Source organism: Massilia sp. Mn16-1_5 (assembly GCF_004798585.1).
Lineage (GTDB): Bacteria > Pseudomonadota > Gammaproteobacteria > Burkholderiales > Burkholderiaceae_D > Telluria.
Genome location: NZ_PPXQ01000018.1, coordinates 23,259 through 37,514 on the forward strand (window position 1 = coordinate 23,259; position 14,256 = coordinate 37,514).

General features: G+C 65.3%; 12 protein-coding genes and 1 tRNA gene. 5 read left to right on the forward strand and 8 right to left on the reverse strand.

Going from position 1 to position 14,256, the window contains the following annotated elements; genetic code table 11:
* Nucleotides 1-124 precede the first annotated feature (124 nt).
* Nucleotides 125-832, forward strand: a complete 708-nt coding sequence (locus C2862_RS19960) for a LexA family transcriptional regulator (protein WP_168710117.1) — start codon at nt 125-127, stop codon at nt 830-832.
* Nucleotides 832-1,122 (forward strand): hypothetical protein, encoded by a 291-nt coding sequence (locus C2862_RS19965; protein ID WP_136221898.1) that lies wholly within the window; start codon nt 832-834, stop codon nt 1,120-1,122. The genes C2862_RS19960 and C2862_RS19965 overlap by 1 nt, the downstream gene beginning before the upstream one ends.
* Nucleotides 1,123-1,147: 25 nt before the next feature.
* Here C2862_RS19965 and C2862_RS19970 read toward each other — a convergent pair.
* From C2862_RS19970 to C2862_RS19980, 3 genes are all read right to left on the reverse strand, one after another.
* Nucleotides 1,148-1,221 (reverse strand) — tRNA-Gly (locus C2862_RS19970).
* 79 nt (nt 1,222-1,300) lie between these two features.
* Nucleotides 1,301-2,335, reverse strand: coding sequence for a TraB/GumN family protein (locus C2862_RS19975; RefSeq protein WP_136221899.1), 1,035 nt, complete (start codon nt 2,333-2,335; stop codon nt 1,301-1,303).
* 99 nt (nt 2,336-2,434) lie between these two features.
* Nucleotides 2,435-2,773 carry a helix-turn-helix domain-containing protein gene (locus C2862_RS19980; RefSeq protein ID WP_136221900.1) on the reverse strand — a complete coding sequence of 113 codons (339 nt, stop codon included), beginning with the start codon at nt 2,771-2,773 and terminating at the stop codon, nt 2,435-2,437.
* A gap of 62 nt (nt 2,774-2,835) precedes the next feature.
* Between C2862_RS19980 and C2862_RS19985 the strand changes: the two genes are divergently transcribed.
* The 3 genes from C2862_RS19985 (at nt 2,836) to C2862_RS19995 (ending at nt 5,092) form a co-directional block, all read left to right on the forward strand.
* Entirely contained in the window at nt 2,836-3,198 is a 363-nt protein-coding gene (locus C2862_RS19985) for a VOC family protein (protein WP_136221901.1), read from the forward strand.
* 177 nt (nt 3,199-3,375) lie between these two features.
* On the forward strand, nt 3,376-3,918 hold the full coding sequence (locus C2862_RS19990; RefSeq protein WP_136221902.1) for an LPP20 family lipoprotein: 543 nt from the start codon (nt 3,376-3,378) through the stop codon (nt 3,916-3,918).
* The gene (locus tag C2862_RS19995) at nt 3,908-5,092 is read left to right on the forward strand and encodes a flagellar assembly protein T N-terminal domain-containing protein (RefSeq protein WP_168710118.1); all 1,185 of its coding nucleotides are present in this window, start codon (nt 3,908-3,910) and stop codon (nt 5,090-5,092) included. Before C2862_RS19990 ends, C2862_RS19995 begins: the two co-directional genes overlap by 11 nt.
* 88 nt (nt 5,093-5,180) lie before the next feature.
* Here the strand turns inward: C2862_RS19995 and C2862_RS20000 are convergent, their stop codons facing one another.
* The 5 genes from C2862_RS20000 to C2862_RS20020 all read right to left on the reverse strand — a co-directional run bounded on the left by C2862_RS20000 (nt 5,181) and on the right by C2862_RS20020 (nt 14,115).
* Complete coding sequence (locus tag C2862_RS20000; protein ID WP_136221904.1) at nt 5,181-6,686, reverse strand: UdgX family uracil-DNA binding protein; 1,506 nt, start codon at nt 6,684-6,686, stop codon at nt 5,181-5,183.
* On the reverse strand, nt 6,683-7,915 hold the full coding sequence (locus tag C2862_RS20005; RefSeq protein ID WP_136221905.1) for a putative DNA modification/repair radical SAM protein: 1,233 nt from the start codon (nt 7,913-7,915) through the stop codon (nt 6,683-6,685). Before C2862_RS20005 ends, C2862_RS20000 begins: the two co-directional genes overlap by 4 nt.
* Nucleotides 7,916-8,135: 220 nt before the next feature.
* Nucleotides 8,136-9,698 carry a tetratricopeptide repeat protein gene (locus tag C2862_RS20010; RefSeq protein WP_136221906.1) on the reverse strand — a complete coding sequence of 521 codons (1,563 nt, stop codon included), beginning with the start codon at nt 9,696-9,698 and terminating at the stop codon, nt 8,136-8,138.
* A 9-nt stretch (nt 9,699-9,707) separates the two neighbouring features.
* On the reverse strand, nt 9,708-11,957 hold the full coding sequence (locus tag C2862_RS20015; RefSeq protein WP_136221907.1) for a bifunctional diguanylate cyclase/phosphodiesterase: 2,250 nt from the start codon (nt 11,955-11,957) through the stop codon (nt 9,708-9,710).
* A gap of 4 nt (nt 11,958-11,961) precedes the next feature.
* Nucleotides 11,962-14,115, reverse strand: coding sequence for an HDOD domain-containing protein (locus C2862_RS20020; protein ID WP_136221908.1), 2,154 nt, complete (start codon nt 14,113-14,115; stop codon nt 11,962-11,964).
* Nucleotides 14,116-14,256 lie beyond the last annotated feature (141 nt).

Consider the following 14,256-nt stretch of genomic DNA (forward strand, 5'->3'; position numbering starts at 1 on the left):
CCTCCTCCTTCAACGTGTCATTGAGATAACTCAACCAGTATAGTAATACTATACTTTTTGGTTAAGAATTTCTATACTTGCGTGAAGCGAGTTGCTATACAATTTCACGATGGAAGCAAAAACGATGATTGCCAACTGGATCAAGGAGGCCCGGCGCGATGCCGGCCTGTCGGGCGAGGCCCTGGGGACGAAGCTCGCCTTCGAGCTGGGGACGGCACGCGGCCATACCAAGGCGAATATTTCCCACTGGGAGAACGAAAAGCACAGTCCCAGCCTGCAGCAGTTGCTGGCGATTGCCAAGATCACCGGCAAAAGCCTGCCGCATGCCATCATCGCCGGCCTGCAGGGCACGGATCCGGCCGCCCTCTTCCCGGGTGCCATGCGCGTGGTCGTCTCCGACACCAATGACGACACGTTCATACAGGTGCCGATGGTCAAACTGCGCCTGTCGGCCGGGGTCACCGGTTTCCAGACCGAACCGGAATACCACGATGGCGGCACGGTCGGCATGCGGCGCGACTGGATCGAGCGCAAGCGCCTGAATCCTTCGAAACTGATCGCCATCCTGGTCAAGGGTGAGAGCATGGAGCCGACCCTGTACGAGGACGACATCGTCGTCATCAACACGGCCGACCGCAAGCCGGCGGACGGCGAAGTGTTTGCCGTCAATTTCAATGGCGAGCCCGTGGTGAAACGCATGCAGAAGGATGGCGGGCGCTGGTGGCTGGCCTCGGACAACCCGGACCAGCGCACTTATTACCGCCGCGCCTGCGAAGGCGACCTCTGCCTGGTCATCGGCCGCGTCGTACGCAAGGAAAGCGACCGCATCTGATGCTGATCCAGGTAACGGAATTCGCACCGCACGGCTCGCCCATCGTCGTGGCGATCGTCGACTCGGCTTATACGGTGAAGGGCGCGGCGGAGCCGGTGCTGAAAAAAGTGGCGGAGCATTTTCCCGCGCTGCCCATCATGCTGGTCTCGATCGAGGCGAATGGTTTCCGGGCCTACGCGCCCTTCCAGACCGGAGAGTTGCTGGCTTTGTTGCAGCTGGAACGGCTGCGCTTTCGGGAAATCGATATCTCGCTGCCGGCGCCGGACGACGACGAACCGCTACCGTTTTGAATGAGGGAATGAGGAAGAAGCAGACTGGAGCGGGTGAAGGGAATCGAACCCTCGTCATAAGCTTGGGAAGCTTCAGCTCTACCATTGAGCTACACCCGCGACTCGTCGCATTCTACGCGAGTTGGCGCGGCAGTGACAAGCTTGCATCAATTCCCTGCAAGGCCCCTGCCGCCGCCCCTTACTTCGGCGGTTCGACCGTATAGCCCTTGGACTGCAGCGTGGCGATCACGCCCTTGGGATCGAGGATTTCCTTGATGTGCACGACGGCGAAGGTGCTGGTGTTGGTGGCCAGCGCTTTCTCGGCGGCCGCGACCCAGGACGCCAGGGCGCGCTCGTTCAGCGTCTGCAGTTCGGGCTGGTTCTTCGCCAGCGAACTGCTCAGCACGGCTTGGCGGCAGGCGGCGCGCTCGCCGTAATCGAGCTTGCGGATGTCCTCGTATTCGCCGACCGCCCAGGCGTTGGCGCGGGCACGCATCGCGACCAGATCGCCATCGAGACGGTCGATCGTTTTCGCCAGGCAGGGCACGTCGTCCATGGGCGACTTCTTGAAGTCGCGTACGGCCTGTCCCGGGTCCTTGATCTTGACCTGGACCGTGGCGTCGACGATTTTGACGTTATGCTTGTCGACCAGCTTTTCGATGGTTTTGGTGATCTCGTTGCTGTTGGTGAGGCCGGCCTGCCTGAGGGCGCGGCTCGACAGTTCCGCCGCGACAAACGAGGGACGTTCGCGCTCGATGCCGTTGTCGTCGCCGAAATACACCTGCTTCAATGGCTTCCAGCGCGCATACACGTCCGGCGGCAGCAAATCTTTGAGTTCCGCGCCGTCCGGGTTCTTCTTGACGCCCATCAGGAAAGGCAAGGCCGTCACGGCGCCCCAGCCGACGCTGATGCCCGATCCCGGCGGCTTCAGGTATTCCTGGGATTCGGCGATCTTCTTTTCGACATCGCGCGAACGCCATTCCATCTTGATCGGTACCGGGGAATAGGTGCCGAACACCCACATTACGTGATCGCCCTTCGAGACCTTCCACAAGCCCGGCCCCGGACGGCTGCCGGAGACGAGGATGGTCTGCGGCACCGGCTCGCCGTCTTCGGTCGTCGGCGCGGCCGCGGCCGGCTGCGGCTGCGGCACGGGCTCGCCTGCGGTTTGCGCCAGGGCCGGCCAGCTCAGGAAACACAGGGACAGCGCGGATACGGCTTGTTTCAGGGTCATGCTTGCATCCTTCAGTGGGTTAGCTGACGGAGATTGTGTGGCGATCGGACGATATAAGCAAGAAACAAGATGTTACAAGAGCCATACATATATTGAATATCACGAATTCTCACGCGCGCGCTTGCGCTCTGCCCACGGCCGCAGCACCAGGTAGCTCGGCACCGCCGTACGCGAGACGCTCGTTGCGCTGATCAATTGCCGACGCAGCAGCAAGGCAATGGCGCGCTGGGCCGTGATGCGCGACAGCCCGGTCTCGAGGCCGATCATTGCATAGCTGAGCTGCACGGCGCGTCCACCATTCGCTTCGATGCGATGCCACAGGTAGACATACACCAGAAAGGCCGAGGGCGCATGTTCGTGGCCGACGAGGTCGGGCATCAGCACGTCGAGCACGTAGGGATCGAAGGTCGTCACTGGCATCATGAAGAGTATAGTCATGATGATTATAGCTGGCGCTTCTCCCGTGCGAGAATGCCGGCAAACAAAACCAGGGAGCCACCATGATCACCCACATTAAATTTGTCAGCATTCCGACCCGCGACCAGGACGCGGCCCTCGCCTTCTACACCGAGAAGCTGGGCTTTCGCGTGATCACCGATCAGCCCTTCGGCGCCCAGCGCTGGATCGAGCTGCGCGTCGGCGCCTCGGAGACGCGCTTCGTGCTGTTCACGCCGCCGGGCCAGGAAGACCGCATCGGCAGCCAGTTCAACGGTTCGCTGGCCTGCGACGACGTCGAAGCGACCTGGCGCCAGCTCTCGAGCCGTGGGGTCGAGTTCGTCTCGGAACCGCAAAAGCAGCCCTGGGGCACCTACGCCATCATGAAGGACCCAGACGGCAACCAGTTCGTGCTGTCCTCGTCATGAGCGACCTGAGCGGCTTGCCGAAGCGGCATCGAAGCTTGACAAGCCGCCAATCCGCTTTTGATTTTGCGGATTTTTAGGATAAATATTTCCTTGCATCCATCAAGATCCGGCGGCGGCGGCCGTTACCGGGAGAGTTGGCGCGCCTGTCGCGCATGCCCTACCACCTTCGGATCCGTCATGAAATTCGCTGCCGTTTTCGCCTTTGCCGCCGCCACGCTGCTGTCCGCCTGCGGCACCGTGCGCATGCCCACCCTGACCAAGCAGGCGCCTGCGCACCCGGTCATCGTCACCCTGAACGCCACCGGCTATGGCGCCGTCAACACGGCGGCCTGCAATGGCGAGTGCGACCGCGTCTCGCCGGCACAGCGCAAGCTGCTGGCCATGCGCGCCTCGCGCCTGGACGCCTACCGCGCCATGGCCGAGCAGGTGTACGGCCTGCGCGTCGAGGGCGGCAGCACGGTTGGCTCGCTCGCGCTCAAGGACGACAGTTTCAAGGTGTATATTGACGCCTTCATCCGTGGCGCGCGCGTGACCAACAGCGTCCAGCGCGAAGACGGCACCTATGAGACGACCGTGGAGATGGATTTCGATACGAATGCGGCCCAATCCCAGGCATCCGCCCCCCAGGCTGCTCCGGCAGTGGCCAAGAACGTCCGCACCATGGTGGGCAATGCCGGTCCCGGCGCTGCCTACGGCGCGTCGTTCTACCATGCGCAGTAAGCTGCGGCTCATCGGCGGCGCCCTCCTGGCGCTGCTGCTTCATTTCTCCTTCCCTGCATTCGCCGCGCCGCTCGAGGCCGAAGGCGTCGCCGCGATCGCCAACGGCAATCTCGCACAAGCACGCCAGGCCGCGATCCGCGACGCCCTCGAACAACTCGGCCTGCGCAGCGGCGCCCGCGTCGACGTGGCCGCCGGCGCCTCCACCCGCGGCAAGACGGTTGAGAGCAGCCGCGTCCAGCCGACCGCCGACTTCGAGCGCTACAGCGTGCTGCGCGAATGGCAAACCGGCCAGCTGCTGCACGTGCGCATCGCCGTCAAGGAAGAAGACGCGCGCCCGCGCGGCAGCGTGAACCTCGCCTACAAAAAGAAGATCGTCGTCACGCCTTTCCACGTGCGCCGCTCGCCCCAGCTCGACGACGTCGACGACATCGCCACCCGCCTGCCGCAGGAACTGCTGCGCCGCATGACGGCTTCCAATAAATTCCTCGGCAAGGAAAGCCCGTACGTGATCTCGCCGGGCGCCAGCGGCCCGAGCGCGGACACGGCGGCCGTGCGCCGCATCGCGACCATGTTCGAGAGCCAGTTCGTCATCTCCGGCGAGATCGTCGACGCCAGCAATTTCGACAAGCCGGCCCTGTATGGCCTGGTCAACAGGAACGCGCGCCGCATCGAGATCGATTTTTATGTGCACGATGGCCTGAGCGGCGCCCTGCTGGCGCGCCGCACGGCCGTGGTGGAGCAGGTCGGCGAACGCCGCGTCGGCCGCGACAAGCCCTTCGGCAGCGCCAGCTTCGCCGCCACACCCTTCGGCGGCGCAATCCTGCGCGCGCTGGACGAGGGCATCGCCGGCATCGCGGCCGATATCGCCGCACTCCCCTTCATGGCCAAGGTGGTGCAGGTGCAGGGCGAACGCATCGTGATCGACGCCGGCAGCACCTCCTCGGTGGCGCCGGGCGACCAGCTCGTGATCTATCGCGCCGACCCACGCCAGCAGGTCTACGGCGCCGATCCGCTGGTGCCGCTGGGGACGGTGGAATCGCCGGTCGGCGCGCTGACGATCGTGCAGGTGCAGCCCGGATTTGCGATCGGGACCGTGACGCCGCCGGCATCCGCGCGCCAGGTCAGCGCCGGCGACATGGTGCGCTTCGATGTCGCAGTCATGCCGGGTAAATGATCCATCCTGCGGCCTTGGCGTAACGTAGGGGTGGGCGAGGCCAATGGCCTCGCCCCCCCCTACGTTACACGACCGCCGCAGGTCCATCTTATGCCGGCGGTTCCTCTGGCGGCCTGTTCAACAACGACTGCGCCAGCTTCAAACCATCCACCATCACCTTGAACGCCGCCTGCTTGGTCGCTTCGTCCGGCACGCGCAGGATGTACGAAGGGTGGTAGACGGTCACCACCCAGCGGTCCCCGAGCCGGATCGCCTTGCCCAGCGATTCGCCCAGCTTCGCGCTGCCGCTGCCGAGCACCGATTTCAAGGCCGTCGCGCCCAGCGCCACGATTACCTTCGGTTTCACGGCGGCCAGCTCCTTGTCCAGCCAATAGTGGCAAGCCTCCACCTCGCGCTGCGCCGGCGTCTTGTGCAGGCGGCGCTTGCCGCGCGGCTCCCACTTGAAATGTTTCACCGCATTGGTCAGATAAATCTCGCGCCGCTCCAGGCCGGCAGCGTTGAACACCCGATCGAGCAACTGGCCGGCCGGCCCAATGAACGCTTTACCGGCCAGGTCTTCCTGGTCGCCCGGCTGCTCGCCGACCAGCATGATCTGCGCCTTCTTCGGCCCTTCTCCGCCCACGGCTTGCGTAGCGAACTGCCACAGCTCGCAGCGCCGGCATTCGTCGAGTTTCGAGGGCTGCTGGCGCTCGGGCTGGGCATCGGCCGGGGCGATCGGGATAGTAGCGCCGCTCTTGCGGCCCACGGCCTGGGCCTGGCCGGTGCTGCGCGCGCCGAGCTCGGCGTTGCTGACCATCTGCGGCACGATCGCGCCTTCCGGCAGATTCTTCCAGAAGCGCGAGGGGATATGGCTTTGCATCAGCTGGGCGTTGACACGCGCGGGATTGAAAATGCTGCGGTAATAGGTGAGCCAGAGCGCCTCGCCAGCGTCGTCGAGGTCGGCCGCGCTCTTCATCAGGGGACCAGTGTGGTGCAGGGTCGCACCGTCCCACATGACGCTGGCGTCGGGCGTACCGATCATCCAGGTCACGTTGCCCATGCGGTCCTTGAAATGCTCGGCGACCTGGGGCAGCACGTCGTGGCGCGGCTCGAACCAGGCGGCGAATTGCGGCGGGCCGGCTTCCAGGGGCCGCTCGCGGAATCGGATATAGGCATGCATGTCGTGCTCCTCGCGGCGCACCGCTTTCACCATCGCATGCAGGCGCGCGCCATCGGCGTCGGCCGGCGACTGCACGTCGTGCTCGCCATGTTGCCAGCGCCAGATGACGCGGTACAGGAAGGCCCAGCGGTCCGGCATGCGGCAGCAGGCGGCCGACTGCAGCATGTCCATCAGCGCGCGCGGAATCGATGGTCTTTTCGGCAGTGCGGGTTGTAAGGGAGTTAACCCGGCAGGAGCATTATCGGCAGAAGGCGCCGGGTCCGGCGCACCCGAGAACAGGTCGGCAGCATGCGTGCCCACCTCGTTCCACGTCACGCGTTCCGGCGCCACCTCGTGCATGAGCAGGTCGCGCGCGGCGCTGCGCCATTCCTGAAAGCTGGAGACCACCAGCGGCCGGCCGGCGGCGACCTTCGCAGAAGCCGCCGCCGCGCTCATGCCGCCTTCAGTTCAGGCCACAGGTTCATCTGCTCCTGTGGCGCACCGAGGTGGCGCCGCAGCAGCTCGGAACTGGCCAAGCCCTGTGCCGGCTTGTAGTCAGCGGTGACGACGAAGGGCGCGATCTTCTTCATGCTGCAGCGCAGGCGAGACAGATCTTCCCAACGTACCCGGCGCAGGCGGCGCAGCTCGACGATGCGCTTGGCGTTGCGCAGGCCGATGCCGGGCACGCGTGCGATCATCTCGGCATCCGCCCGGTTCAGGTCCATCGGAAAATGCTCGCGGTTGGCCAGCGCCCAGGCCAGCTTCGGATCGACGTCGAGCGCCAGGTTGCCGGACTTCGGCATCAACTCGCCCGCCGTGAAGCCATAGCCGCGCAGCAGGAAGTCGGCCTGGTACAGGCGGTGCTCGCGCAGCAGCGGCGGCGGTGCGAGGGGCACGCTGTCCGGGCTGTGCGGGATCGGGCTGAAGGCCGAGTAATACACGCGTTTCAGCTTGTAGCTGCCGTACAGGGTCTCGGCCGTGTTGAGGATGGTCTGGTCGTCGCTGGCGTCGGCGCCGACGATCATTTGCGTACTTTGCCCGGCCGGCGCGAAACTTGGCGCCTTCGGCTCCTCGGCCTTTTCATCCAGCTTGCGCCGAATGGAACCCATCGCCAGCTTGATGGTATGGACGTTCTTTTCGGGCGCGAGGCGGGACACGCTGTCGTGGGTCGGCAACTCGATGTTGACGGACAGGCGGTCGGCATAGCGGCCCGCTTCGGCGATCAGGGCGGGATCGGCGTCGGGGATGGTCTTGAGGTGGATGTAGCCACGAAAATTGTGCTCTTCGCGCAGGGTGCGCGCGACGGCCACCAGCTGCTCCATCGTGTAGTCGCTCGACTGGATGATGCCGGAACTCAGGAACAGGCCGTCGATGTAGTTGCGCAGGTAGAAATCGTGGGTCAATTTCACGACTTCGGCCACCGAGAAGCGCGCACGCGGGACATTCGAGGTACGGCGGTTGACGCAGTACTGGCAGTCGTAGATGCAGAAATTGGTGAGCAGGATTTTTAACAGCGAGACGCAGCGGCCGTCAGGCGTGTAGCTGTGGCAGATGCCCATGCCGGTGGTGGCGCCGATGCCGCCATCATGACCGTCGGAAGCACGCTTCGGCGCCCCGCTGCTGGCGCAGGAAGCATCGTATTTGGCGGCGTCCGCCAGGATTTCGAGCTTGTCGGAGAGTTTCATCGGAGTGGAGAAACTGTATGGTTGTACAGTATAAACCAGTCCGTGTATGGACGGCGCGCGGATAGGGTCGGAGCCGGGACAAAGGCGGGACGAGTATTGTAGGGTGCGCATTCATGCGCACGCGGTACAACGCTTGAGCGATCGAAACGCATCGCATGCCGGCGGACCCAGTAACGATCGGGTATGCCAGAGCACGACCGCGTGCGCATGAATGCGCACCCTACGCCGTTACTTGCACCAGCTCTAACTCCGCAGCACTCATGCGCGACGTAATCCGCTTCAGATAGGCCTCCGCACCTGGCACCCCCGCCTCCGCCGCCCGCGTCAGCCAGTCATGCGCCTCGAACAGGTCGCGTTGCGCCCCCTGCCCCGCCGCATACATCACGCCCAGGTTGAACTGTGCCCGCGCATGCCCCTGGCGCGCCGCGCACAGGTACCAGAAGTGGGCCGCCTCGTAATCGCGTTCGACGCCATGGGCGCTGTCGTAGCGCAGCGCCAGCGCGAACTGGGCCAGCGCGTGGCCCTGGTCGGCGGCCTTGCGATACCAGAACGCCGCCTCGCGCGGATCAGTCATCTCATCGCGTTCGAGCAGCACGCCCACCATGTGCTGGGCCGGCGCATATTCCTGGTCGGCCGCGCGCCGGTACCAGTACAGGGCGCGCGCGGCATCGGGCGCCACGCCGTTGCCGGCCTCGTAGCGCAGGCCGAGATCGAACTGGGCACGCAAATGCCCCTGTTCGGCGGCCTGCGTGTACCAGTGCACGGCCTGCTCCTGGTCCTGCTCGATGCCGCTGCCGGCGTCATACAGCTGGCCCAGGTGATATTGCGCGGCCGGCAGGCCTTGCGTCGCCGCCTGCCGGTACCAGTGCGCTGCCTGCGCCGGATCGCGCTCCACGCCTTGCCCGTGCTCGTAGCGCAGCCCGAGATTGTCCTGGGCCGCGGCGTGCCCCTGTTCGGCCGCGCGCCGGTACCAGGCCAGGGCCGCGGCTTCGTCGCGTGGCACGCCGTGGCCGCTGTCGAAGATCAGGGCCAGGTTGAATTGCGAGCTGGCGTGGCCCTGCTCGGCGGCGCGCTGGTACCAGTGGATGGCTTGCCGGCTGTCCTGCTCGACGTCCTGGCCCTTGTCGAAGCGCAGCGCGAGGTTGAACTGGGCCGGCGCGTGGCCCTGGGTGGCGGCGCGGCGCAGCCAGTCGAGTGCCAGTCGCGGATCGCGCGCGAGGCCCTGGCCGCTGTCGTAGCGCAGCGCCAGCGCGAACTGCGCGCGCGCATAGCCCTGCTCCGCCGCGCGCCGGTACCAGCCCAGCGCCGCGTCGATGTCCTGCGCCACGCCCTTGCCGCCCTCATACATCATGCCCAGGTTGTGCTGGGCGCCGGCGTCACCCTGCTCGGCCGCCTGGCTGAACCAGTGCAGGGCCTGGGCCACGTCGACGGGCGTGCCCTGTCCCTTCGCATACAGCCAGCCGAGGTTGTACTGGGCCGGCGCATAGCCCTGGCTCGCCGCGCAGCGGTACCAGTAGAGCGCGTGCGCGTCGTCCTGCGGCACACCTTGCCCCTTCTGGTACATCACGCCGAGGTTGTACTGGGCCTGCTCGAGGCCCGCGTCGGCCGCCTTGCGATACCACTCCACAGCGAGCACATCGTTCTTCGCCACGCCCTGCCCGTTCACGTACATGAAGCCGAGGCTGTGCTGGGCACTCGGAACACCGCGCTCGGCCAGCGCTTTCACGCGCAGGAATTCCGCCGTGTGGCGTTCACCCGCTTCAGGCACGGTCGCGGTCTCCATGGAAGACGGTCAGGCGCGCAGCGCGCGCGGTGCGGGGAATACGGCGCCATGGCCGCTCGCCGGCAGCGTGGCCTGCCCCTGGGTGCGCAGTACGCCGATGAAGCTGGACAGCGAAATCGGGCGATAGAACAAATAGCCCTGCATCGTTTCGCAGCCGTTGGCGCGCAGGTAGTTGGCCTGCGTCTCGGTCTCGACGCCTTCGGCCACCAGGTGCAGGTTCAGGCCGCGCGCGATCGAGATGATCGCCAAAATCACCGGATAGTGACCGTCCACATCGTGAATCTCCTTCACGAAGGACTGGTCGATCTTCATCGTGTGGATCGGGAAGCGGTGCAGGTAAGACAGCGACGAGTAACCGGTGCCGAAGTCGTCGATCGCGACCGACACGCCCAGCTGGCACAGCTTATTCAGCTGCTCGATCGCATACTGCGGATTGCGAATGCAGATGTTCTCGGTGATCTCGACCTCGATCTGGCCCGGAGATATACCGTAGCGCACCAGTGCGCCGCGCATCTTCTCGAAGAAGTCGCCGCGGTCCAGGTATTGCGGAGACAGGTTCAGCGACAGCCGCACCGCTTGGCCGCTCGCCAGGTTCCACTGCAGCATATCGCGGCACAGGGCGCCGATCATCCAGTCCGAAATCGGCAGCATCAGACCATTCTCTTCCGCGAACGGCAGGAACTCGCCAGCCGACAGCAGGCCGCGGGTCGGATGGTTCCAGCGCATCAGCGCCTCGGCGCCGACGATGCGCCCGCTGGTCGAATCGATCTGCGGCTGGTAGTACATCTCCAGCTCGTTGTGCTCGAGCGCGCGGCGCAGCGCCTGCTCCAGCGCGATCTTCTGGTGCGACACGTCCAGCATCGAGTCGTGGTAAAAACTGTGGCCGTTCTTGCCGAGCGCCTTGACCTGGTACATCGCGATGTCGGCATGTCTCAGCAGTTCGTCGATCGATTCGCCGTCGCCCGGATAGATGGCGATGCCGATCGAGGCCGAGATGTGCACTTCGTGGCCGTCCAGGTCGAACGGACGGTGCAGGCTCTCCAGGAATTTGTCGGCGATGATGCGCGCGTCGTCGCGGTCGCGCAGTTCCGGCAGCACGATGGTGAATTCGTCGCCGCCCTGGCGCGCCAGCGTGTCGCCCTTGCGCAGGCAATCTTTTAATCGCACCGCCACCTGCTGCAGCAGCTCGTCGCCCTTCACGTGGCCGAGGGTGTCGTTCACGAGCTTGAAGCGGTCGAGATCGATGAACATCACGGCCAGTTCGGTCAGCTTGCGCTTGGCCTGGATGACGGCCAGGCCGAGGCGGTCCTTGAACAGGATCCGGTTCGGCAGATCGGTGAGGATGTCGTGGTAGGCCTGGTAGGAGATCACCTCCTCCGCGCGCTTGCGGTCCGTGATGTCGCGTGCGACCCCATAGGTGCCGAAGAACTCGAGCTTCTGTACTTCGCTGTCGGGCACGTGCATGCCGATCGAATTCAGCGAGATCGTCATCAGGGTGTTGTTGAAGGTGCGGTCGCCGCTGCTGCTCTTGGCGCCGCGGCACTTCAGGCGCAGCTCGACGTTGCGCGAGGCGCGTTCGTCGACCCTTCTTTCGTTGAAGACGTAGCGCGCGCGCTCCAGGTCTTCGTCGTGCACCAGGATCGAGTAGTGCTTGCCGATCAGTTCATCGCGCGAAAATCCCAGTAACTGATACGCGCGGTCGTTCACGAACGTAAAGCGGCCTTCATGGTTCAGGGTATAGATGATGTCCGGCGAGCTGTCGACCAGATAGCGGTACATCTTCTCGGAGTTTTCCAGCTGCTGCGCGATGCGCGTATTGGCGGATGCCAGGCGGCGCTGTTCGAGCGCGTTGCCCACCGTCTTGAGCAGCTCTTCGCGGCTGTAGGGCTTGCGCAGGTAGTCGTAGGCGCCGCGTTTCAGCGCGCCGATGGCGGCGTCGATGCCGACCTCGCCGCTCATCACGATCACGTCCGAGCCGACCGCGCGCTCGTTCATGAAGTCCATGATCTCGTGGCCGCCGATGTCGGGCAGGCGCAGGTCGAGCAGGACCAGGTCGAAGCGGCTGCGCGACAGATGGGCGATGGCCTCGCTGCCCGAGCTGGCCGTGGTCAGATCGAAGCCGCGGTCGCGCAGCAGTTCGTAGAGCGAGGCGAGCAGGCGCGGCTCGTCGTCGACCAGCAACAGGCGCGGCAGGTACGCAATGTCTCCGTGCACGCTGGACGGGGCCGGTTCCTCAGCAGGGCGATACTCGTTCATCATGACCTTATACAGAACCCAAGGCGCGCGCCGGCAAGGCCGGTGCGGCGCTGGCGCCGGACCATGCCGGCAGCAGAATTTCAAATGCGGTGCCGCCCCTGCCGCTGCGGCAGGCGATCTGGCCGTTCAGTTTATTCACCAGGCCGTGCACGATCGACAGGCCGAGACCGCGGTGCGCGCCATCCTTGGTGCTGCGCACGGGCGAAAACAGGTTCGCCATCACCTCCGGCGCCAGGCCCGGACCGTTATCCAGCACGGCCAGTTCGACGTACAGCTTGCGCTCGCGGTGCACGTGGCCGCGGTTGACGATCTCGATGCGTCCGCCGCCGCTGCCGCCCAGGGCCTCGACCGCATTCTTCACGAGGTTGACCAGGATCTGCTTGAGCAGGTCGGCTTCGCCCTCGACCAGGCGCGCGTCCTCGCCCAGCGAGGTGGCGATCTGCACGCTCGGCGGCACGAACTGGCCGGCGCGGAACAGGCGCACCACGTCCTCGGCGACCTTCGCCACGTCGATCGGACGCGGGCCGCCGACCTCGGGCTTGATGTCGGCCAGGCTGCCGATCAGCTGGCCGACGCGGTCGATCTCTTCGTTCAGCACCGACATCTCGCTGGCGACCGGCTCCTGACGCGCGAGTTTGCTGTCGAGGACACTCAGGTAGTTCTTGATGATCGAGAGCGGATTGTTCACCTCGTGCACCACGCGGCGCGAGGCTTCGCGGTATTCGTCGGCCACGCTGGCGAGCTGGCGGCGCGCGTTGCCGCGTTCCGAGAGCGCCGTTTCCAGTGCGGTGGCGGCCTGGGCGCCGAAGGACTGCATGAAGCGCTCGCGCTTCTGGCAACCGGGCACCTGCCAGGCCTTGATCCCGCCCACCATCACGCCGAGACACCGGTTGCCGGCCACCAGCGGCAGGCAGACCAGGCTGTCGGTGCCGAGCATGCGCAGCAGCTGTTCCTCGGCCAGGCCGAGCGGCTGGCCGTCGCGTCCGATGTAGGCGGTGCGGCGCGCCAACGCGGCGCCGGCGATCTGACCACCCTTGTTCAGCGGGATCGCAAATTCGGCAATGCGCTGGGTGCCGCCGCCGGGCGCGCCGATCAGCATTTGCCCGGTCGGGTTCTCGAGCAGGATCACCGTGTTGTCGAAGTCGAACAGGATGCGCGCCGAACGCGTCATCGATTCGAGCAGGTCGGACTCGCCCTGCTGGCGTGCGAAGGTCTGCCCCACTTCCGACACCAGCACCAGGTTGCGCACCTCTTCCTGCAGGCGCTGCTGGACCGGATCGAGCACCGGCGCCACGTAGGCGGGAGGCGTGGGGATGTCGTCGGCGCCGGCCAGGTCGATGCCGAGGTGGATCGCGGCCTTGTCGACCTGGCGCGCGGCGCCCGTCAGCATGGCATCGAGTTCACCCTCGTCCAGGCCGCACAGGGCGGCGCCATCATGCAGCGCCGCGCGGTCTTCCGGGTGGTGCGACATCAGGTGCGCCAGGCGCACGATGCGGATCAGCGGATGGGCCGACTCGAGGCGCTCGCTCGACTCGTGGTGGTACAGGACGGCGTCGGCCAGGAAGGAATCGAGCTGCCAGCGCTCGATCAGCCAGGCACCGGCTTCGGCGTGGGTGATCTGCAGCGTGCGCTGCTCGACGGCGCACAGGTCCTCGTCGTCGCGCGCGGTGAAGTTATAGGCGTATTCCTTGGGCGCCGTGGCCAGCAGGGCCAGGCGGCCGACGTTGTGCAGCAGGCCGGCGAGATACGCTTCCTCGAGATGCGGGTAGTCGATGCGGCGCGCGACCTCGCGTGCGATCACGGCCGCGGCGAGCGAGCGCTTCCAGAAGGCGCGCAGGTCGGTGCTGCCGGAATGCGGGAAGCTGTTAAAGGTCTGGAAGACGGAGTCGCTGATGACCAGCGTCTTGATCATGTCGGTGCCGAGCGCCACCAGCGATTGCTCGAGGTTCACCCCGCGCCCAGGGCGGTGGTAGGCCGAGCTGCTCGCCACGGCCAGCAGCTTGCCCGTCATCCCCGCATCGTTCTGGATCAGGGCGGCCAGCTCCGGCATGCCCAGGTCGTCGGCCTGCAGATGCTCGATCAATTTCACGAGTATCTGCGGCATTGCCGGCAGCCGGGCAATCAGCAGGCGATTGCGGATATCCTGGTCTGGTTGGTGCATTGTCTCAAGCGAGGACGCCACTGAACGAGGTTTCGGGGTGGCACTCCAGGGAACAGAGCTACCACAACATGACATTCATGCAATCTCTGGATCAAGGGGATAAAACGTGTTTTGATTCAGAAATAAAAAGCCGTCTTAGCA

Coding starts and splice junctions, on each gene's coding strand:
- C2862_RS19975 (WP_136221899.1), bottom strand. CDS start 2,335: ATGACCCTGAAACAAGCCGTATCCGCGCTGTCCCTGTGTTTCCTGAGC.
- C2862_RS20005 (WP_136221905.1), bottom strand. CDS start 7,915: ATGAAACTCTCCGACAAGCTCGAAATCCTGGCGGACGCCGCCAAATAC.
- C2862_RS20010 (WP_136221906.1), bottom strand. CDS start 9,698: ATGGAGACCGCGACCGTGCCTGAAGCGGGTGAACGCCACACGGCGGAA.
- C2862_RS19995 (WP_168710118.1), top strand. CDS start 3,908: ATGCGCAGTAAGCTGCGGCTCATCGGCGGCGCCCTCCTGGCGCTGCTG.
- C2862_RS19965 (WP_136221898.1), top strand. CDS start 832: ATGCTGATCCAGGTAACGGAATTCGCACCGCACGGCTCGCCCATCGTC.
- C2862_RS20000 (WP_136221904.1), bottom strand. CDS start 6,686: ATGAGCGCGGCGGCGGCTTCTGCGAAGGTCGCCGCCGGCCGGCCGCTG.
- C2862_RS19985 (WP_136221901.1), top strand. CDS start 2,836: ATGATCACCCACATTAAATTTGTCAGCATTCCGACCCGCGACCAGGAC.
- C2862_RS20020 (WP_136221908.1), bottom strand. CDS start 14,115: ATGCACCAACCAGACCAGGATATCCGCAATCGCCTGCTGATTGCCCGG.
- C2862_RS19990 (WP_136221902.1), top strand. CDS start 3,376: ATGAAATTCGCTGCCGTTTTCGCCTTTGCCGCCGCCACGCTGCTGTCC.
- C2862_RS19980 (WP_136221900.1), bottom strand. CDS start 2,773: ATGACTATACTCTTCATGATGCCAGTGACGACCTTCGATCCCTACGTG.
- C2862_RS20015 (WP_136221907.1), bottom strand. CDS start 11,957: ATGATGAACGAGTATCGCCCTGCTGAGGAACCGGCCCCGTCCAGCGTG.
- C2862_RS19960 (WP_168710117.1), top strand. CDS start 125: ATGATTGCCAACTGGATCAAGGAGGCCCGGCGCGATGCCGGCCTGTCG.